This is a genomic window from Micromonospora sp. DSM 43699 (genome assembly GCF_055517075.1).
In genome coordinates this window covers 156,880-177,409 of sequence record NZ_JBTMMT010000003.1, presented here as the reverse complement: position 1 = coordinate 177,409, position 20,530 = coordinate 156,880, and the positions used below count along the sequence as shown (strand labels likewise).

Here is a 20,530-nt window from a genome sequence, read left to right as displayed (position 1 = left end):
ACCGGCGCGTCCGCCCGCCCCGTCGGGAAGGATCCTCCATGGCAGTCTCCGACACCGTCGCCGCCACACCGTCGGCGGCGACCCCCACCCCCGCTCCCCCGTCCCGCCGCCGGCCGGGCGGCCGGGACGCGGCGTACTGGCTCTACCTGCTCCCCGGAGCGGTGCTGTTCATCCTGGTCATCGGGGTGCCGCTGGTCGGCACCGGCTACCTGTCGCTGACCCGGTGGTCGGGCGTCGGTGACCCCACCTTCGTCGGGTGGGACAACTACCAGCGGCTGCTGCACGACGAGGTGTTCTGGGCGTCGTTCCGCAACACCGTGGCGATGATCGTCGCGATGGTGGTGGTGCCGACCCTGCTCGGGCTGCTGCTCGCCTCGGTGCTCTTCGACGTCATCGGGCGTCGGTTCAGGCCGCGTACGGCGGCGGCGTTGCGGGCCGCGTTCTATCTGCCGCAGGTGCTGCCCGTGGTGGTGGCCGGCATCGTCTGGGGCTGGATCCTGCGCCCCGACGGCGCGTTCAACAGTCTGCTCGACGCCGTCGATCTCGGAGCGCTGCGCCACGACTGGTTGGGCGACCCGGACACCGCGCTGCCGGCGGTGATGGCGGTGATGATCTGGGTGCAGATCGGCTACCCGGTGGTCGTGTTCATGGCGGCGTTGCAGCGGGTCGACCCGGAGCTGTACGAGGCGGCCGAGGTCGACGGGGCGAACTGGCTGCGCCGGTTCCGGGCGATCACACTTCCGCAGATCCGACCGGAGACCTTCGTGGTGGCCCTCACCTGCACCATCGCCGCGTTGAAGGTGTTCGGGCCGATCTACGCGCTGACCCGGGGCGGCCCGGAGAACGCCACAAACGTGCCGTCGTACTTCGCGTACTACACGTTCTTCAAGAAGCTCCAGGTCGGGTACGGTTCCGCGATCTCCACAGTGCTCACGCTGATCATCGTGGTGGTGGCCGTGGTCTTCATCGGGGTGCAGGCCCGTAGCGAGCGTCGGGACCGGGGGATCTGAGATGGCCGTCATCATCACCGCGCCCCCGGTCCGCCGGCCGGTGCGCGACCGGCACCACCGGGGCGTCAGCCGTTGGGTGGTGCTCGCCGGGGTCACCGTGGGCGCGCTCGTCATGCTGGTGCCCTTCGCGTTCATGCTGCTCAACGCGTTCAAGTCGCCTGGTGACTACTCGTCGGGCGGGCCGCTGAGCTGGCCGACGGAGTTCTACACCAGGGGTCTGCTGACGTACTGGAACGAGGTGAACTTTCCGCTCAAGCTGTGGAACTCGACACTCATCGCCGGATCCGTGGCGGTGCTCGGCGTCGTCGTGTCGCTGCTCAACGCGTACGCCCTGGGTATCGGCCGGGTCCGCGGCCGGCTGTGGATCGTCGGGTTGTTCCTGCTGGCCAACATGCTGCCGCAGGAGGCGTTGATCTACCCGCTGTACTACGCCGCCAAGGAGATCGGCCTCTACAACACCAGACTGTCGGTGATCATCATTTTCACCGTCATCCAGAGCGCGTTCGGCACCTACCTGCTCGCCTCGGTGCTGGGCACGTTCCCGCGCGCGCTGTTGGAGGCCGCGGCGCTGGACGGCGCCGGCAAGTGGACGGTGCTGTGGCGGGTGGTCTTCCCCAACCTGCGGCCGACCCTCGCCGTCCTGCTCATCTTCTTCTTCATCTGGACCTGGAACGAGTTCCTCATCCCGCTGGTCATGCTGATCGACAACCAGACCCAGACCATCCCGGTCGCCCTCGCGTCGTTGCAGGGCGACCGGCTGATGGACGCCCCGACGACAAACGCCGGCGCCCTGATCAGCCTGGTGCCGGCCATCCTCTTCTTCCTCATCTTCCAGCGCACCCTTGCGCGCGGCATCACGGCAGGAGCCGAGAAGTGAAGTTCACCGACGGGTACTGGCAACTGCGCCCGGGGGTCAGCGTGCTGCGCCCCGGCACGGTCGAATCGGTCGAGCCGGACGACCGCGGCTTCACCGTCTTCGCGCCGGCCGGTCGGATCAACGGTCGGGGCGACACGCTCAACCGGCCCGTCGTCACCGTCCGCTTCTTCTCCCCCGCGCCCGGCGTGGTCGGGGTCACCATCGGCCACCACAACGGCGGGCTGCCCCGCGAACCCCACTTCGGGCTGAGCACCGACGACACGCACCCGGTCACCGTCGACATCACCGGGATCAGCGCGTCGCTGACCACCGGCGAACTGACCGTCCGGGTCGCGCTCGTCGACGGCTGGCGGGTCGAGTTCCGGCACGGCGACCGGCTGATCACGGCCTCCACCGAACGCAGCATCGGGATCGTCACCGACGGCGAGGGCCGCCGGTACGTGCACGAACGACTCGCGCTCGGCGTCGGCGAGACGGTGTACGGCCTGGGCGAACGGTTCGGCCCGTTCGTGAAGAACGGGCAGACGGTCGACGTCTGGAACGCCGACGGCGGCACCGCCAGCGAGCAGGCGTACAAGAACGTGCCGTTCTATCTCAGCAGCGCCGGCTACGGGGTGTTCGTGGACCACCCGGAGCACGTGTCGTTCGAGGTCGGTTCGGAGGTCGTCGCGCAGACCCAGTTCAGCGTCGAGGGCCAGTCGCTCACCTACCACGTCGTCGACGGCCCCACCCCGAAGGACGTGCTGCGCCGCTACACGGCGCTGACCGGCCGACCGGCCCGGGTGCCCGCCTGGTCGTACGGGCTGTGGCTGTCCACGTCGTTCACCACGTCGTACGACGAGAAGACGGTGACCGAGTTCGTCGACGGGATGGCCGAGCGGGACCTGCCGCTGTCGGTGTTCCACTTCGACTGCTTCTGGATGCGCCAGTTCCACTGGGTCGACTTCGTCTGGGACCCGGCGACCTTCCCCGACCCGGAGGGCATGCTGCGCCGGCTGCACGAGCGGGGCCTGAAGGTGTGCGTGTGGATCAACCCGTACATTGCGCAGCGCTCGTACCTGTTCGAGGAGGGCCGGCAGGCCGGCTACCTCGTGCGCAACCCGGACGGGTCGGTGTGGCAGTGGGACAAGTGGCAGGCCGGCATGGCGCTCGTCGACTTCACCAACCCGGACGCGGTGGCCTGGTTCACCGGCAAACTCAGAGCGCTGCTGGACATGGGCGTCGACTGCTTCAAGACCGACTTCGGTGAGCGCATCCCCACCGACGTGGTGTGGCACGACGGGTCGGACCCGCAGCGCATGCACAACTACTACTCCTACCTCTACAACAAGGCGGTCTTCGCGCTGTTGGAGGCCGAGCGGGGCGAGGGCGAGGCGGTGCTGTTCGCCCGCTCGGCCACCACCGGCGGCCAGCAGTTCCCGGTGCACTGGGGCGGCGACTGCGAGTCGACGTTCGTCGCGATGGCCGAGTCGCTGCGTGGCGGGCTGTCCCTGGCGTCGTCCGGCTTCGGCTACTGGAGCCACGACATCGGCGGCTTCGAGGGCACCCCCGACCCGGCGGTGTTCAAGCGGTGGATCGCGTTCGGACTGCTCTCCTCGCACTCGCGGCTGCACGGCTCCGGCTCGTACCGGGTGCCGTGGGCGTACGACGACCAGGCCGTGGACGTGCTGCGCCACTTCACCCGGCTCAAGCTCGGTCTCATGCCCTATCTGGCGGCGACGGCCGAGCAGGCGCACCGGGAGGGCATCCCGATGATGCGTCCGATGATCGTGGAGTTCCCGGACGATCCGGCCGTGGCACACCTCGACCGGCAGTACATGCTCGGCCCGGACGTGCTCGTCGCGCCGGTGCTCAGCGCCGACGGGCAGGTCACCTTCTACGTGCCCGCCGGCACGTGGACCCACCTGGTCACCGGCGCGCAGCTCACCGGGCCGGCGTGGGTGACCGAGAAGCACGGGTACGACAGCCTGCCGGTGCTCGCCCGGCCCGGCGCGGTCATCGGGTTCGGGGCACGCTGCGACCGACCCGACTACGACTGGGCCGACGGGGTGGAACTGCGGCTCTACGCTCCGGCAGAGGGGCAACGGCAACGGGTACGGATCCCGGCGCCCGGCGAGGGGCCGGGCGCCCAGTTCGAGGTGAGCTTCCGCGACGGGGTGGCGACCGCCGAACTGGTGGCGGGCGAGTCGTCGGGGTACCACTGCGTGGTGGCCGGCACGGAGAGGGCGGGGCGATGACGGCACGGAACTTCCCGGAGAGCTTCGTCTGGGGCTCGGCCACGGCGGCGTACCAGATCGAGGGTGCGGCCACCGAGGACGGTCGGGGTCCGTCCATCTGGGACACCTACAGTCACACCCCCGGGCGTACCCGCAACGGCGACACCGGCGACGTGGCCGCCGACCACTACCACAGGTGGCCGCAGGACCTGGACCACATCGCCGAGCTGGGGCTGGGCGCGTACCGTTTCTCGATCTCCTGGCCCCGGGTGCAGCCGGGCGGCTCGGGGCGGTTCCACTCCGCCGGCCTGGACTTCTACTCGCGGCTGGTCGACGGCCTGCTGGAGCGCGGCGTCCGACCGGTCGCGACCATGTACCACTGGGACCTGCCGCAGGAACTGGAGGACGCCGGCGGATGGCCGGTGCGGGAGACCGCGCTGCGCTTCCAGGAGTACGCGTCGGGGATCGTCGCGGCGCTCGGCGACCGGGTACACACCTGGACCACGCTCAACGAGCCGTGGTGCTCGGCCTACCTGGGTTACGGCTCCGGCGTCCACGCGCCCGGTCGGACCGAACCGGCGGCCGCGCTGGCTGCCGTGCACCACCTGAACCTGGCGCACGGCCTGGCCGGGCGGGTGGTCCGGGAGCTGACGCCGGGCGCCGAACTGTCGGTGACGTTGAACCTGCACGTCGTGCGGGGCGCGTCCGACTCGGCCGCCGACTCCGACGCGGTCCGGCGGATCGACGCCCTCGCCAACCGGGCGTTCCTCGGCCCGATGCTGGACGGGGCGTACCCGGCCGACCTGCTCGCCGACACCGCCGCCGTCACCGACTGGTCGTTCGTGCACCCCGGTGACGAGAAGCTGATCGCGGTGCCGCTGGACGTCCTCGGGGTCAACTACTACTCCAGCACCCTCGTCCGCGCCTGGGACGGGCACTCGGCCCGCTCCGACGCCGACGGGCACGGCGCCTCGGCCCACTCGCCGTGGGTGGGCGCCGACGACGTCGACTTCCTGCCGCAGCCCGGCCCGCACACGGCGATGGGGTGGAACATCGACCCACCGGCCCTGACCGAGCTCCTGCTACGTCTGCAGCGCGAGTACCCCGGCCAGCCATTGATGATCACCGAGAACGGCGCGGCGTTCGACGACGTGGTCTCGGCCGACGGACGGATCCACGACGACCGGCGGATCGACTACCTGCGCCGGCACATCGGTGCGGTGGCCGACGCCCGCGCGCAGGGCGCGGACGTCCGCGGCTACTTCGTCTGGTCGCTGCTCGACAACTTCGAGTGGGGTTACGGCTACGACCGCCGCTTCGGCATCATCCGCGTCGACTACGACACCCAGGAGCGCACCTGGAAGGACAGCGCCCACTGGTACCGCCACCTGGCCGGCAACGGCCAACTGACCTGATCTTCCTCCACCCGGGTCCGGTCACCTCGCCGCGGGGATCACGGCCGCAGAGGCTGCCGGTCACGACCCCCGACGGCTGCCCCGGGAGGCTGATCAGCAGGGTACCCAGCCTGTCCAGGCTGCCCGCGACGGCGGAGCCGCCTATCGCGTTCGGGTAGTCGTGGTACGTGACGATCTCACCGTCCCGGATTCGCAGGACGCCGAGTGTCGACTGCGAACAGGTCGGCCATCCGGCGCCGAGCGGCCAGCTGAACCGACCCGACCGCGAGACCGCCCCTCCTCGCTTGTCCCGGTCAGCCCTTCACCGCGCCCGCGGTGAGCCCGTCGGTCAGGAAGCGCTGCCCCAAGGCGTACATGACCACCACGGGGATGCTGACGAGCAGTGACGCGGCGGCGAGCTGTCCCTGCGGCACGACGTCCCCGGTGATCATGGATTGCATGCCCACAGGGAGCGTCTTGTACTCGTCCTTGGTGATGAACACGAAGGCGAAGAGGAACTCGTTCCAGGCGTTGGTCAGGGTGAACAGCGCGACCGCCAGCAGTCCCGGCTTGGCCAGCGGCAGCACCACCCGGCGGAACGACTGGAGGCGGGTGCAGCCGTCGACAAGCGCGGCCTCCTCCAACTCGACGGGGATCGACGCGAAGTATCCCGTCAACAGCCAGGTGGCGAACGGCAGTGTGAAGGTCGGGTACGTCACGACCAGCGACCACAGCGAGTCGGTGAGCCGGACCCCGATGAGCAGCTGGTAGAGCGGGATGAACAGCAACGCGCCAGGCATCACGTAGGTGATCAGGACCGTGACGGTGAAACCCTGTGCCCCGCGGAAGCGCAGCCGGGCCAGCGCGTAACCCGCCAGGGCGGCACAGACCAGCGCCACCACCGTGGACGCCACGGACACCAGCACCGTGTTGAGGTACCAGCGGCCGAACGGCTTGGTGGCGAAGAGGTCGGTGAACTGCTGCAGGGTCCACGGCGTCGGCCACAGGTCGCTGGCGTGCATGACGATCTGACCGTCGGACTTGAAGGCCGTGACGGCGATCCAGTACAGCGGGGCCAGGACGAAGAGGAGCAACCCGGCCAGGGCGATGCCCGACGCCAGGCCCGACACCAGCGACGACGTCCGGCGACGACCCGACGCTCCGAGCGTAGAGACCACCCGGCCGACCACCGCCGCGATCACCACGAACACTCCGAGAACCAGCGCCGCCTTCCAGAAGATGTGCGGCGACACCCAGGCCAGCGCCCCGGTGACCGCCACGGCGACCACCCACGGCAGTGCCGCGCGGGCCGTGCGGGTCGGCGGGGCCGTCCGGGGCCTGCGGGCGCGTCGGGGCGGCGCGGTGCCGGCGTCCCGGCGTAACAGCCGGACCAGGACGAACACCAGCCCACCGATGACCGGCAGCATGACCAGCGTGACCGCCGCCCCCGCGCCGTACTGGAGTTGGAGGATCGCCTTCGAGTAGGCGACCAGCACGTACGGCGCCGTCGCGTCGCCGGGGCCGCCCTGCGTCAGCAACCAGATGAGGTCGAAGTTGTTGAACGTCCAGATCGACGACAGGGTCACCGTCACGGTGATCACGTGACGCAGTCCGGGCAGCGTCACGTGGACGAACCGCCGCCACGCCGAGGCGCCGTCGACGGTCGCCGCCTCGTACAGGTCGGTCGGGATGGCCTTCAACCCGGCGAGGAAGGCGACGGTGAAGAACGGCACCCCCTTCCACACGTTGACTCCGATCACCGACGGCATGGCCAGGGACGCCTCGGACAGCCAACCCGCGGGCCAGCTGTCGACCAGGTGCGCGCTGACCAGCAGCGGCCCGATCCCCGACTCGGTGAGCAGCATGTTGACGCTGCCGAAGATCGGGTCGAGCAACGAGCGCCAGCTGAATGCGGTGACCACCGTCGGCACCACCCACGGCACGAGCAGCAGCCCGGCCAGTACGGCCCGGCCGCGGCGTCGGTGGTGCAGCAGCAGGGCCGAGACGAGCCCGAGCACCGTCTTGAACACCTCGGCGTACGCGGTGAAGACGAACGAGTTCATGACGCCGGTGTGGAACTGCCCGTCGTCGGCCAGGGCGAGGTAGTTGGCCAGACCGACGAAGACACTGTGCTGCCCGTGCCGCTCGGTGGTGCTGGTGACGACAGCCCAGCCGATCGGGACGAGCACGAGAGCGCCGACCAGCACGGCCATGGGAGCCAGGAACAACGCCGCCAGCCGCCAGTCACGACCCAGCCGTCGCTGGATCGCGCCGGGAGAACGGGACTCCGGTCGCGGGGATGCTCCTGACGCCGGGGCCGGTGCCGGGCGGACCGACGTCACTGTGGCAGACCCTGCTGGGTGAAGATCTGCACCATCTTGGCGTGGGCGGCCTGCACGGCCCGCGCGGCCGGCGTGCCCTGGATGACCTGTTGCATCATGTCGGTGAGGACGTAGGCGCCGACGGCTGCCTGCTGCCCCGCGCTGGCCTTCTGCGGGAATTCCAGGCCGTTCTTCGTGGACAGCGGCAGCTTCTGCTGGGTGATCCTGCGCATGATGGGGAACGCCGGGTCGCCGCCGGTGAAGAACGGGTCGGCGTCCCAGACCTTCTCCCAGGCCGGCAACGCCAGACCGGGCGCCTCCTTCGCCACCCCGACCAGTGCGGGCGCGGTGACCAGGTACTGCGCCAGGAGCTTGGCGAGTGCGGCGTTCTTGGCCCCCTTGAAGATGACGAAGCCCTGGGACTGACCGAGCAGCAGGGAGTTGTCGGTGGCCGGCCCGATGCAGTCGGCGAAGACGTGGGTGCGTTCGTAGACGGGGTTCTTCTTCGTCTTGGAGTCCGCGTAGACGCTGAACTGGTTACGGGTGTAGCCGAGGATCCCGGCGAGCCAGTTCTCGTTGTTGCTGGAATCGGTCCAGGCGGCCACCCCGGGCGGCAGCATCGGCTTGTACCTGGGGTTGGTGTAGATGTCACCGAGGAAGGTCACCGCCTGCACCGTCTCGGGAGAGTCGAACGTGACCTTCCTACCGTCGTTGGAGGCGATCGCCCCGCCGTAGGAGTTGATCAACGCCTCGATCATGCCGTTGGCGTCACCGGACCGGTTCACGGTCATGCCCCAGCCGAACCGCCGCTTGCCGGGATCGGAGATCGCCAGGCAGAGGTCCCGTAGCTCCTCCCAGCTGTAGATGTCCCTGGGGGTGATGCCCTCGTCGCTCATCCAGTCCTTGCGCAGGAAGGACCCGATCCCGATGAAGTGGTAGGGGATGGCGAACCATTTGCCGTCGAAGACACAGAAGTTCTTGGACTCTGCGGTGGGTTCGCCGTACTTCGCCGTCAGTGTCTGGACGACGTCCGTCACGTCCTCCAGGTCGCCCAGTGACTGGAACTGGGCGACGAACCGCGAGTCGGTCATGAACGCGAGGTCACGCGCCACGCCACCCTTGACCTCGGCGTCGATCTTGGCCACCAGGTCGCCGGCGTCGGCCTGGACCAGACTGTTTCCGATCTTCGTGCCGGTGGTGTCGGCGAACTTCCTGATCGAGGCGTCGAGCGCCGCGTTCGCCGCCTCCGAGTACAGCTTCTGCGACAGCATCCCCAGCGAGGCGCCCTTCAACGGTGCCGCGGCGTCGACGAGCTCCTTCGGGACCTCGGCCTGCGCCCCGGGCGTCGACGGCGGGTTGCCTCCGCATGCGGCCAGACCGGCCGCACCGAGCAGCCCCACCCCCATTCCCAGAAAGCCGCGCCGGGACCGTAACGCATTGTCTTCCATGGATGCTTTCCTCCTCCACCTCGCCTCGCCGAAACTCGTCGGGGGGTCAGCCATCCCCGATAGACGTCGGTGCCGTTCGCGCCCGGAGACGATCGCCTGCTCGGGGGGCCTCAGCCCACCCCTGGCGCATAGCCATCGGAAAAGTCGCCCCACCACCGGCGGGCCCTCCCCGGCCTGCCCGAGATACTCGTCGCCCCGAGCGGCGGAATGCCAGCCGGGGCTGCGCTGCGCTCACTCTACACATTTGGGAAAGTCGCGACCAGACTTCTCTTCCACCTGAAAGACTGCTTTAGCAATTTACGCTGGCCGATAGGGCCGAACGGATCTGCACAGCCAGTCAGTGACGGCGGTCCCGGCGGAGGAAGCACGACAGGAGTTGCCTGAACTCGTCCGGGTGCTCGATCGCCGGCACGTGCCCGCAGCGGCCGAGCACGTGCAGACGGACATCGGCCAGGTTTTCGAGCAGGGGCCGGGTTGCCGTCCAGAGCGGGGTGACCCGGTCCTCGGCACCGTGCACGAGCAGCACGGGCGCGCGGACCGCCGCCAGCGTGCGCGCCGGGAGGGTGAGATCGTCGACCCATCGTGCCCTGGGTGGCGGGAACAACGACGCGTAGGCGGCCGCCCCCGCCCGCATCGCGTCCGCACGGGCGTCGACTGCCGCATCGGTCACGAGCGTCTGGTCGAGGACGAGGCGACTGAGCATGTCCCGTGCCCCGAGCGGGCCGGCCGGGGCGGCCCAGAGCGCGTCGAGGTCGGCGGAGAGCGGCGCCCCGGGGGCGCCCATCGTCGAGACCGCCACGACCCGGGTGACCTGTCGGGGGCGGGCGGCCGCCAGCGCCAGCGCCACGGCACCGCCCATGGAGTGACCCACCACGGCGTAGTCCTCGATGCCGAGAGCATCCATCAGGCCGGCGGCCTGCTCCGTCCACATCCGGAGCCCACCGGAGGAGCCCGCCGGGACAGGGGTACGGCCGAACCCCGCCTGGTCAGGAGCCACCAGGCGCCAGGACGTGCCAAGCGCCTGGGCCGTGCTCGCCCAGGCTCCGGACCCGGTCGTGCCGGGTCCGGAGCCGTGCAGCATCAACACCGCAGGCCCGGTGCCGCCCTCCAGGACGTGGACGGGGGAGCCGCCGACGGTGACGGTCCGAAGCGCCGTCACCGGGGCGGGGCTCATGCCGATGCGGAGTCGACGGACTTCGAGAAGAGCTCCATCATCGCCCTGCCGAACTGCGGCATGTCGGGCCATCCCCGGCAGGAGACGAGGTTGCCGTCCACGACGTCGGGAGCGTCGATGACCGTCGCGCCCGCGTTCTCCATGTCACCGGTGATGGGCGGGAAGCACGCCGTCTTCCGGCCCTTCAGCAGCCCGTACACCGCCGGCACCTGCGCGCCGTGGCACACCAGCGCGACGGGGAGGTTGCGGGCGAAGAAGTGCTCGGTGATGCGCCTGACGTCGGCGTCGACCCGGATCCACTCGGGGGCCCGTCCTCCGGGGATGATGAGGGCGTCGTAGCGCTCGACGTCGACCTCGGCCCAGGGCACGTCGACCGGCAGCTTCCGGCCGTTCTTCTCCACGTAGGCGTCGGAGTTGGGGTCGAACTCGTGGATGACCAGTTGCACGTCACGTCTCGTCCGTGACGAGACGTCGACGTCCCAGCCACCCTCCTGTACGCGGTAGTAGGGATACATGGTGTCGAGTTCCTCGGCGGCGTCGCCGGTCAGGAGCAGCGCTCTGGGCACCTGCTTCTCCTCGCATGTGGTGGCGGTGGTGGACGCGATCCAATCCGATCCGATTGAGCTAGCATTCCCCTGCCCTGCCCGCCCGTCAAGCCTCCACCGCCACCGCGTCCGCGTCCCCGATCTCGTCGAACAGTCGACGGAACCGCTCGCCCGAACGCAGGATGTGCCGACGCATCGCGTAGGCGGCGGCGTCGGGTTCACGCGCGGCGATCGCGGCCACCACCTCCTCGTGCTCGGCCATGGCCAGGTGGGTGACCTGGGTGTCGTGGTGCAGCCGGAAGAGGTGCACGTGGCTGTGCAGGCGGGCGAGCGCTTCCCGGATGACCTGGTTCTCCGCACTCAGGGCGACGAGATCGTGGAAGGCCGCGTCGCGTAGCCCGAAGGCGCCGTAGGCGGTGGGCCCGTCGCCCCCCTCCAACTCCGCCATCTCCGCCAGCATCCGTCGCAGCCCGGCCACCTGCTCCAGAGATGCCCGTTCGGCGGATCTGCGCGCCGCCGCCGGCTCGAGGAGCAGGCGGGCTTCGAGCATGTCCTCGAATCGGTGCCGGGTGATCTGGGGGGGAATGCGGTAGCCGGCATGGGGCACCCGCACGACCAGACCCTCGGCCTCCATGCGGTTCAGCGCGTCCCGGATCGGCGTCTGCGAGACCCCCAGCTCTCGGGCCAGGACGTCGATCGTGACGCGGGAGCCAGGCTCGATCCGCAGCGACATCAGCTGGCCGAGCAGCGTGTCGTACACCTCGTCGGCGAGCCGGCCGCCAGAGCGCCCCGACGACGTTCCGCCCGTCACGGCCCTGCGGCCCCGGGCGGTCATCGCTTCGTCGTCCATCGTGACGTGAGGTCCTCTCCTGCGTCTTCGGGAACCTGTTGACATCGGTCACCACGCTGCGACATGCTGACGCCCCCCACCGGATCGTATAGGAAAACTGACGGACACCCGTCATCCTGCACCGTCGCGACACCGCCTGCCATCGCTCCGCCCGTCCCCTGGAGCTCCCATGAGCATGCTCGACGTCCTGCCCGGTTCGTCACCGGGCCGCCGATGCACCGACGTCCCTCTCGACGGCCTGAAGACCCGGCACGTCGCGGTGTACCCGTGAGTCCGGTCCGCGGGTCGACCCCCGCACCAGCCCGGCGACACGTCTGAACGACCAAGCACCTGCTGAGCGAGGCCCTGGAAGTCCCCACCCAGAAAGCAGGCACGAAGATGCGGCACCCGAAGCGAATAGTACGAACATCCGTTTCCGGTCGGAAGGTGAAGCTGGCGACGGCGGCCATGCTGCTGGTGGCCACCACCCTGGCGGCCTGCGGCGGCGGCCAGGACGACGGCGCGAAGACGAGCGCCCCCAAGGCACCGGCGACCATCCCGGAGCTCACCAAGGACCCGCTGACCCTCAGCTTCATCTGGTTCGACTGGCCACCCGCCCACGCACTGGAAGCCTTCGCGAACGCGGAGTACAAGAAGGAACGGCCGAACGCGACCGTCAAGGTCAACACCGTGCCGAACGCGAACTGGCACGACGCGATGTTCACCCAGTTCGCCGCGCGCAAGACCGACTTCGACATCGCGATCCTGGACTCGCAACACATCGGCGAGGCCGTGACGAACGGCAACATTCTCGACCTCACCGACTTCGTCAAGAAGAACATCGACGTCAAGGCCTACGACCCGTACCTTCTGGCGGCCTACGGCCAGTTCCCCCAGGCCGAGACCGGCAAACGCGACGAGAACGCCAGCCTGTACGGGCTGCCGCTGCTCGGTGACACCTGGACGATGATCTACCGCAAGGACCTGATCGGCGACAAGCCACCGCAGACCTGGGACGAGATGATCTCCGTCGCCGAGAAGTGCCAGGCGAACAACCCCGGCGTCAGCGGGCTGGCCTTCCACCAGGCCAACGGCTCCGACGCGGCGGCCGTCACCTACAACACGGTCAACGGCGTCTACGGCGGCAACCTCTGGGACGCCAAGAAGCGCAAGATCGATGGCGTCCTCAACGACGCTGCCGGCCATGAGGCGATGGACGTCCTGGTCAACAAGATGAAGCCGCTGACCGCCAAGGGCTCCGGCAACTGGTTCATCGACGAGGTGAACGCGGCGGTCGCCCAGGGCAAGGCATGCATCGGGTTCAACTGGATCGCCGCGAGCGGCGGCCTGCTGGATCCGAAGCAGTCGAAGCTCGGCACCACCCGGGAGCAGATCCTCGACAAGCTGGGCTTCGCCACCCTGCCGAGCCAGAAGACGAACCTGGTTCCGCTCGGCGGTATGGGGATGCACGTGTCGGCTTACTCCCCCACGGCGAACCAGGCCGAGGCCCTGAACTTCATGCAGTGGTTCGAGCGGGCCGACGTCCAGAAGAAGTGGGCCGCGGCTGGTGGCGTGCCGTCGCGTACGGACGCCCTCCAGTCGCCCGAGTTCCTCAATGCCGGGCCGTTCAACCAGGTGTACACCGACTCGGTGCCGCGGATGCGGGACATGTGGAACGTGCCCGAGTACGCGCGTCTCGTCGACATCGAGAACACAGGCGTGAACGCGGCCCTCAACGGCGCGAAGAAGCCGAAGGAGGCGCTCGACGACATCGCCAGGGAGCAGCAGGGCGTGCTCGACTCCAGCAACCGCAAGGGCGGCGGCGGGCTGTGAGTGACCCCATCCCCGTGCCGACCGACCACCCCGGGCAGGTGGCGTCCGCGACGCCGCCTGCACCGGGGCGGTCCCGCCGCCGGCTGGGCGACCGCGGGCTCGCCGTCGCCTTCATCTCCCCCGCGCTGCTGCTGTTGCTCGGCATGTCGGTGTTCCCGTTGCTGTGGGCGTTGTACCTGTCCTTCACCGACTACTCGGCCACCCGCGGCGGGCCCGCCCGTTTCGTCGGCTTCGGCAACTACACCGCCATCCTGACGTCGGCGCAGGTCCACCAGCGGGCCCTGACGACATTGATCTACGTGGTCGGCGCGGTCGCCCTGCAGACGGTGCTCGGTTTCGCCATCGCCTACCTGATCTCCCGGCGTACGCACGGGCGGGGGCTGCTGACCACCCTGTTCCTGGTGCCGATGATGCTGTCGCCGGTCGTGGTCGGGCTGTTCTGGCGGTTCATGCTCGACGCGCAGTTCGGCGTGGTCAACAGCATGCTCGGCTCGCTCGGGCTGGGGCAGGTGGAGTGGCTCACCCGGCAGCGGACGGCGTTGGTCTCCCTGATCATGGTGGACACCTGGCAGTGGACGCCGTTCATCATGCTCATCGCACTCGCGGGCCTCACCGCGGTGCCCAGGTACCTGTACGAGGCCGCCTCGATCGACCGCGCGTCCGAGTGGTTCCGGTTCCGCACCATCACGCTTCCACTGGTGTGGCCGCTGCTGCTCATCGCCGTGTTGTTCCGGGCCATCGAGGCGTTCCGGCTGTTCGACCTCGTCTACATCCTGACCAGCGGAGGGCCGGGTGTCTCCACCGAGACGTTGTCGTTCCACGTCTACAAGGTCGCGTTCCTGGGCTTCAACACCGGCACCGCCTCGGCGTACGGGATCCTCATGGTCCTCGTCGTCATCGTCCTCACGCAGCTCTACCTGCGTTACCTGAACAAGCTCAAGGAGGACTGATGGCCGTCTCCGTCGACGAGGCCGTGGCCGCAGGTCCTGCCCCGGACCCCCGGCCCTCCGCGCGCCGCCCCGGCGGCCGGGGCCGTGGCCGGTCCGCGCTGGAGGTCGCGCTGCTGACCGTGCTGGCCGTCGTGATGCTCTTCCCGGTGCTGTGGATGATCGAGACCTCCATCAAGGAGAACCGGGACGTCTACGCCGTACCCGCCGAGTTCTTCGGCTTCACTGTCACCCTGGACCACTTCAGGGACGTGTTCGTCGCCTCCGGCGGCGGACGCTCGGCCCTGTCCGGCTCGTTCCTCAACTCCGTCGTGGTCGCCGGGGTCTCCACGGTGCTGGCCACCGTGCTGGGGGTGCCGGCGGCCTGGGCCTACTCACGCTTCACGTTGAAGGCCAAGAAGGACCAACTCTTCTTCGTCCTGTCCACCCGCTTCATGCCGCCCGTGGTGGTCGTGGTGCCGATCTTCCTGATGTACCGCCAGGTCGGACTCATCGACACCAAGCTCGGCCTGATCCTCATCTACGCCGCGTTCAACGTCCCGTTCACGATCTGGATGATGAAGGGGTTCGTCGACGAGGTGCCCGCCGAGTACGAGGACGCCGCCATGCTCGACGGCTACACCCGGCTGCAGGCGTTCTGGAAGTTCACCCTCCCCCTGCTCCTGCCCGGCATCGCCGCGACGGCGGTCTTCGCCCTCATCTTCTCCTGGAACGAGTTCGTGTTCGCCATCTTCCTCACCTCCAGCGACAGCGTGCGCACGGCCCCACCCGCCATCGCCGGCCTCATCGGTGGCACCACCGTGGACTGGGGTCTGGTGGCCGCCGCGTCGGTGGTGTTCGCGCTACCGGTGCTCGTCTTCGCCTATCTGGTGCGCAGGCACCTCGTCGCCGGTGTGACGCTCGGGGCGGTGCGACGCTGATGGCAGCCATCGAGGTGACCGCCCTGCACAAGCGCTATCCGGACGGCACGGTCGCGGTCGAGCACGTCGACCTGTCCATCGGCGATGGTGAGCTGTTCGTGATGCTCGGCCCCTCGGGGTGCGGCAAGACGACCACGCTGCGGGCCATCGCCGGCCTGGAGAGGCAGACGACCGGCGACATCCGCATCGGCGACACGCTGGTCAACGACCTGCCGCCTGCCGAGCGCGACATCGCCATGGTGTTCCAGTTCTACGCGCTCTACCCGCATCTGCGCACCCGCGACAACCTGGCGTTCCCGCTGCGGGCCGAGGGGCTGCCCAAGCCGGAGGTGCGCGCGCGGGTCGAGGAGGCCGCCCGGCTGATGCGGCTCGGTCCGCTGCTGGACCGGCGGCCACGCCAACTGTCCGGCGGGGAGCAGCAGCGCGTCGCACTCGCCCGCGCCCTGGTGCGACGACCGCGCGCGTTCCTCATGGACGAACCTCTCACCAACCTGGACGCGGAGCTGAGGGCGGACATGCGTACGGAGATCAAGCACCTCCAGGGAGAGCTGGGGGCGACGATGGTCTACGTCACCCACGACCAGGTCGAGGCGATGTCGCTCGGTCACCGGATCGCCATCCTCAACAAGGGCCGCGTCGAGCAGATCGGCACGCCCCTGGAGGTCTACGACCGTCCGGCGACTCTCTTCTGCGCCGCGTTCATCGGCTCCCCGCCGATGAACCTGATCGAGGTGGAGGTGGCCGACGGGGAGCTGCGCGGTCAGGGCGGACTGGCCCTCACGCCACCGCCGGGCCTGCCGCGCGACAGTCGTCTGGTCGCCGGCGTCCGGCCGGAGGCACTGGAGGTCACCGCACCAGGGGCGGAAGGTTCGGTCCCGGCCCGCGTGGTCTCGGCGGAGTGGCTGGGTGACGAGATCATCTACGTGGTCGACCACGACGGCCGACGCGACGTACGGGTGCGGATGCCACCGACCGTCCGTTTCGCCGCCGACGCACCGGTCGGGCTACGGCACACCGGCGGGACCCCGGCGGTCTACGACGTGCGCACGGAAGAGCTGGTGGCCTGATGGGAACCGTGGCAGCACACGGGCTGTGCAAGTCCTTCGGCAAGGTCCAGGCCCTGGACGGGGTGACGCTGGACGTGCCTGACGGTTCGTTCTTCGTCGTGCTCGGGCCCTCCGGGGCGGGCAAGACGACGACCCTGCGGGCGATCGCCGGCCTGGACAAGCTCGACGCCGGGTCGGTGCACCTGGACGGCCGGGACGCGACCGGTGACACCCCGGCCGCACGCGACCTGGCCATGGTCTTCCAGAACTACGCCCTCTACCCGCGACACACGGCCTACGAGAACATCGCCTCGCCGCTGCGGGCACGCCGCTGTTCCTCGCGTGAGATCGCCGCCGCCGTCGAACGGATGTCGAACCTGCTGCACATCGAACGGCTGCTGCAGCGTCGTCCCGCGCAGTTGTCGGGCGGCGAGATGCAACGGGTCGCCCTGGCCCGGGCGCTGGTCCGCAGCCCGCGCGCGTTCCTCATGGACGAGCCGCTGACGAACCTCGACCTCAAGCTCCGCATCGAGATGCGCACCGAGCTCACCCGCATCCACCGCAGCCTCGGAGCGACCTTCGTCTACGTGACAAACGACCAGGTCGAGGCCCTGGCCATGGCCGACCAGGTCGCGGTCCTCAAGGCGGGGAAGGTGCAACAGGTCGGCACGCCGACCGAGGTGTACGAGCGTCCCGCCAACCAGTGGGTCGCCGGATTCGTCGGGAGCCCGCCGATCAGCCTGCTCGCCTGCCACGCCGAGGGAGATCGTCTGGTCGGCGCGGAGGGTTGGACGCTACCGCGGCCCCGCTGGGCCACCGCCGAGGACGGTCGTGCGCTGCTGCTTGGCCTGCGTGCGGAGGACCTGTCCGTCGAGCAGCGTGGGGACGCGTCGTTGTCGGGGGAGCTCTACGGGCTCGAACCGCTCGGTGACCGCACGGTGGTCGACGTCCGGGTGGGAACGAAGATCATCAAGGTCAAGGCACGACCCACCGTCACCGGTACGCCGGGCGAGCGGGTGCGTGTCACGGTCGACCTGGACCGTGCGCACCTGTTCGACGCGGGCACCGGGCTGTCGCTGTCCGAGGCCGGGCGGTAGCCGCGCCGTGCGGCGACGGCGACCTGCGCCGGCACATCACCACGAGGATCACAGGAGGCGACGCGATGAGTGACCCGATCAACGTCCTGGCCCCCGAGCACCGGCGGCTCCGGATCGGCGACGCCTGGCGCGACGCCGCAAGCGGCGCCACCTTCGCCGTCGAGGACCCGGCCACCGGCAGGACCATCGCCGAGGTGGCCGACGCCGACGTCGTCGACGGGCTCGCCGCCCTGGACGAGGCGGACAAGGCAACGACGGGGTGGGCGGCGACCCCGCCGCGGAAACGGTCAGAGCTGTTGACCGCGACGTACCGGGCACTGACCGAACGGTCCGAGGAGATCGCCCGGCTGATCACGCTCGAGATGGGCAAGCCGCTCGCCGAGGCGCGGGCGGAGGTGACCTACGGCGCCGAGTTCTTCCGCTGGTTCGCCGAGGAGGCGGTACGCGTCGAGGGGCGCTACAGCACCGCTCCCGCAGGTGGATACCGGATCCTCACCGTACCGAAGCCGGTCGGACCGTGCGTCTTCGTGACGCCCTGGAACTTCCCGTTGGCCATGGGTGCCCGCAAGATCGCTCCGGCGCTGGCCGCGGGCTGCACGACGATCACCAAACCGGCGGCCCAGACGCCACTGACCATGCTGCTCCTGGCCCGCCTCATGGAGGAGGTCGGGGTTCCCCCGGGCGTCGTCAACGTGGTGACCACCAAGCGGGCCGGCGAGGTGGTCTCCGCACTGCTGGCAGACGGTCGGACCCGCAAGCTGTCGTTCACCGGGTCGACCGAGGTCGGGCGCGTGCTGCTCCGACAGGCTGCGGACAACGTGCTGCGTACCTCCATGGAGCTTGGCGGCAACGCGGCCCTGATCGTGTGTGCCGACGCCGACCTGGACGTCGCGCTCGACGGTGCCATGGTGGCCAAGATGCGCAACATCGGGGAGTCCTGCATCGCGGCCAACCGGATCTACGTCGAGGAACCGGTACGCGAGGAGTTCACGGCCCGCTTCGCCGAGCGGATGGGCGCGCTGTCGGTGGGCCACGGTCTCGACGACGGCGTGGACGTCGGGGCGTTGATCGACGAGGCGTCGGTCACCAGGATCGACGAGCTCGTCACCGACGCGGTCGACCGTGGCGCCCGGGTCCTGGTGGGCGGCGCGCGTCCGGACGGGCCGGGCCACTTCTACCCGCCCACGGTCGTCGTCGACGTACCCGAGGATGCGCGGATGCTGAAGACGGAGATCTTCGGCCCGGTGGCGCCGGTCATCTCGTTCACCTCCGACGACGAGGTGCTGGCGAGGGCCAACGACACCGAGCACGGCCTGGTCGGCTACGTCTTCACCCGTGACCTGCAGCGGGCGCTGCGGTTCGCCGAGGGGCTGGACACCGGGATGCTCGGCATCAACCGTGGCCTGATCTCGGACCCGTCGGCTCCTTTCGGAGGCGTGAAGCAGTCCGGGATCGGCCGGGAGGGATCGCACGAGGGCATCCTCGAATACCTCGACCTCACCTACGCGGCGATCGACCTACCGTGACCGGCCTGCTGCTCCGGGCGTCCGCCCGACATACCGCCGCCGACGCTCCGGAAAGGCACCGACATGCTTGAGACCGTCCGCGGACCACGCCAGCTGATAGTGGGCGAAGGGGTCGCACAGAACATCCCACGAGTGGTGGCCGAGAGCGGCTCGCGAGTCCTCATCGTGACCGACCGGGTTCTGCTGGGGCAGCCGGGCGTGGCCGGGATCGTGGCCGCCGTCCGGGAGAAGGTCGAGGTCGTCGAGGTGTTCTCCGACGCGACCCCGGACGTGCCGCTCACCGATGTCGACCTTGCCGTCGCGGTCGCCGCCGAGGTGGACGCCGACGTGATCCTCGCCATCGGGGGCGGCACGGTGATCGACCTCGCCAAGATCGTCGGCGTCATCCGGCGCCACGGTGGGACGCCGCGCGACTTCTACGGCGAGTCGAAGGTGCCGGGGCCGACGATTCCGCTCGTCGCGGTGCCGACGACGTCGGGCACCGGCTCCGAGCTCACCCCCGTCTCGGTGTTGACCGACCCGGACCGCGAGCTGAAGGTGGGGGTCTCCAGCGTCCACATCGTGCCCGACTTCGCCATCGTCGACCCCGAACTCACCTACACCTGCCCGGCGACGGTCACCGCCCACTCCGGCATCGACGCGTTCTGTCACGCGGTGGAGAGCTACACCGCGCGGCCCCGGGCCCACGGACCGCGCGACCCGGTGGAGCAGGTGTTCCTCGGCCGCAACCCGGTCACCGACCACTACGCGCTCCTGGCCGCGGAGCGGATCGCCCGTAGCCTGCGTCGTGCCGTCAGGAACGGAGGCGACACGGACGCGCGCGCGGACATGTCCTACGGGGCCGTGCTCGCCGGGCTCGCCTTCTCCCACGCGGGCAACGGGGCCCCGCACGCTCTCCAGTACCCCATCGGTGCGGCCACGCACACGCCGCACGGCCTGGGCGTCGGGCTGCTGTTGCCGTACGCGCTGGACGCGGCCAGGGACGCCGTCGGCGACCGGCTGGCCGTCCTCGCCGGGGTGTGCGGGCTCGACGTGACCGACGCCTCGGAGGCCGAGGCCGCAGACGCGTTCCTCACCTGGCTCGACGGGCTCCTCGCCGACATCGGCATCCCTGCGACCCTGGCGGACATCGGCGTGGCACGCGCCGACCTCCCGCGCTTCGCGGAGATGGCCAGTGGCGTCACCCGTCTGATCCAGAACCATCCGGGCCCGACCGACACCGACAGCCTGACCGCGATCCTCGAAGCGGCCTGGACCGGGGAGCGGACCCGACAGCGACAGTGACCGGCCTTACCCGCGGCTTCGCGCAGGTCGTGCCACAGGTGCCAGCTGTCCGCGACAGAGGCC

General features: G+C 69.7%; 16 protein-coding genes. 11 read left to right on the top strand and 5 right to left on the bottom strand.

What is annotated here, in order from left to right:
• Nucleotides 1-38: 38 nt before the first annotated feature.
• From AC0AIB_RS03265 to AC0AIB_RS03250, 4 genes are read left to right on the top strand one after another with little or no spacing between them, the layout of a single operon-like run.
• Entirely contained in the window at nucleotides 39-1,010 is a 972-nt protein-coding gene (locus AC0AIB_RS03265) for a carbohydrate ABC transporter permease (protein WP_465095974.1), read from the top strand.
• A gap of 1 nt (nucleotide 1,011) precedes the next feature.
• Nucleotides 1,012-1,887 (top strand): carbohydrate ABC transporter permease, encoded by an 876-nt coding sequence (locus tag AC0AIB_RS03260; RefSeq protein ID WP_465095973.1) that lies wholly within the window; start codon nucleotides 1,012-1,014, stop codon nucleotides 1,885-1,887.
• Complete coding sequence (gene yicI / locus AC0AIB_RS03255; RefSeq protein WP_328345599.1) at nucleotides 1,884-4,124, top strand: alpha-xylosidase; 2,241 nt, start codon at nucleotides 1,884-1,886, stop codon at nucleotides 4,122-4,124. The genes AC0AIB_RS03260 and yicI overlap by 4 nt, the downstream gene beginning before the upstream one ends.
• Entirely contained in the window at nucleotides 4,121-5,518 is a 1,398-nt protein-coding gene (locus AC0AIB_RS03250) for a GH1 family beta-glucosidase (protein WP_465095972.1), read from the top strand. The genes yicI and AC0AIB_RS03250 overlap by 4 nt, the downstream gene beginning before the upstream one ends.
• Before the next feature lie 293 nt (nucleotides 5,519-5,811).
• Here the strand turns inward: AC0AIB_RS03250 and AC0AIB_RS03245 are convergent, their stop codons facing one another.
• The 5 genes from AC0AIB_RS03245 to AC0AIB_RS03225 all read right to left on the bottom strand — a co-directional run bounded on the left by AC0AIB_RS03245 (nucleotide 5,812) and on the right by AC0AIB_RS03225 (nucleotide 11,835).
• A complete protein-coding gene (locus AC0AIB_RS03245) occupies nucleotides 5,812-7,710 on the bottom strand; it encodes an ABC transporter permease (protein ID WP_328345595.1) in 1,899 nt (632 codons plus the stop codon).
• Nucleotides 7,711-7,835: 125 nt separating this feature from the next.
• The gene (locus tag AC0AIB_RS03240) at nucleotides 7,836-9,266 is read right to left on the bottom strand and encodes an extracellular solute-binding protein (protein ID WP_328345593.1); all 1,431 of its coding nucleotides are present in this window, start codon (nucleotides 9,264-9,266) and stop codon (nucleotides 7,836-7,838) included.
• 337 nt (nucleotides 9,267-9,603) lie between these two features.
• Nucleotides 9,604-10,425, bottom strand: a complete 822-nt coding sequence (locus AC0AIB_RS03235; protein ID WP_465095971.1) for an alpha/beta fold hydrolase — start codon at nucleotides 10,423-10,425, stop codon at nucleotides 9,604-9,606.
• Nucleotides 10,426-10,436: 11 nt separating this feature from the next.
• Nucleotides 10,437-11,006: a DJ-1/PfpI family protein gene (locus tag AC0AIB_RS03230; RefSeq protein ID WP_328345589.1), complete on the bottom strand. Its 570-nt coding sequence runs from the start codon at nucleotides 11,004-11,006 to the stop codon at nucleotides 10,437-10,439.
• A gap of 85 nt (nucleotides 11,007-11,091) precedes the next feature.
• Nucleotides 11,092-11,835, bottom strand: coding sequence for a GntR family transcriptional regulator (locus AC0AIB_RS03225; protein WP_328345587.1), 744 nt, complete (start codon nucleotides 11,833-11,835; stop codon nucleotides 11,092-11,094).
• Between the two features lie 426 nt (nucleotides 11,836-12,261).
• On the opposite strand from AC0AIB_RS03225, the gene AC0AIB_RS03220 reads away from it, so the two are divergent.
• The 7 genes from AC0AIB_RS03220 (at nucleotide 12,262) to AC0AIB_RS03190 (ending at nucleotide 20,467) form a co-directional block, all read left to right on the top strand.
• A complete protein-coding gene (locus tag AC0AIB_RS03220; RefSeq protein ID WP_328345585.1) occupies nucleotides 12,262-13,647 on the top strand; it encodes a sugar ABC transporter substrate-binding protein in 1,386 nt (461 codons plus the stop codon).
• Complete coding sequence (locus tag AC0AIB_RS03215) at nucleotides 13,644-14,597, top strand: carbohydrate ABC transporter permease (RefSeq protein ID WP_328345584.1); 954 nt, start codon at nucleotides 13,644-13,646, stop codon at nucleotides 14,595-14,597. Before AC0AIB_RS03220 ends, AC0AIB_RS03215 begins: the two co-directional genes overlap by 4 nt.
• On the top strand, nucleotides 14,597-15,514 hold the full coding sequence (locus tag AC0AIB_RS03210; protein WP_465095970.1) for a carbohydrate ABC transporter permease: 918 nt from the start codon (nucleotides 14,597-14,599) through the stop codon (nucleotides 15,512-15,514). The genes AC0AIB_RS03215 and AC0AIB_RS03210 overlap by 1 nt, the downstream gene beginning before the upstream one ends.
• Entirely contained in the window at nucleotides 15,514-16,581 is a 1,068-nt protein-coding gene (locus AC0AIB_RS03205) for an ABC transporter ATP-binding protein (protein ID WP_328345580.1), read from the top strand. Before AC0AIB_RS03210 ends, AC0AIB_RS03205 begins: the two co-directional genes overlap by 1 nt.
• Complete coding sequence (locus AC0AIB_RS03200; RefSeq protein WP_465095969.1) at nucleotides 16,581-17,657, top strand: ABC transporter ATP-binding protein; 1,077 nt, start codon at nucleotides 16,581-16,583, stop codon at nucleotides 17,655-17,657. Before AC0AIB_RS03205 ends, AC0AIB_RS03200 begins: the two co-directional genes overlap by 1 nt.
• A gap of 65 nt (nucleotides 17,658-17,722) precedes the next feature.
• Nucleotides 17,723-19,183: an NAD-dependent succinate-semialdehyde dehydrogenase gene (locus tag AC0AIB_RS03195; protein ID WP_328345576.1), complete on the top strand. Its 1,461-nt coding sequence runs from the start codon at nucleotides 17,723-17,725 to the stop codon at nucleotides 19,181-19,183.
• Nucleotides 19,184-19,246: 63 nt separating this feature from the next.
• A complete protein-coding gene (locus AC0AIB_RS03190; RefSeq protein ID WP_328345574.1) occupies nucleotides 19,247-20,467 on the top strand; it encodes an iron-containing alcohol dehydrogenase in 1,221 nt (406 codons plus the stop codon).
• Nucleotides 20,468-20,530: the final 63 nt, after the last annotated feature.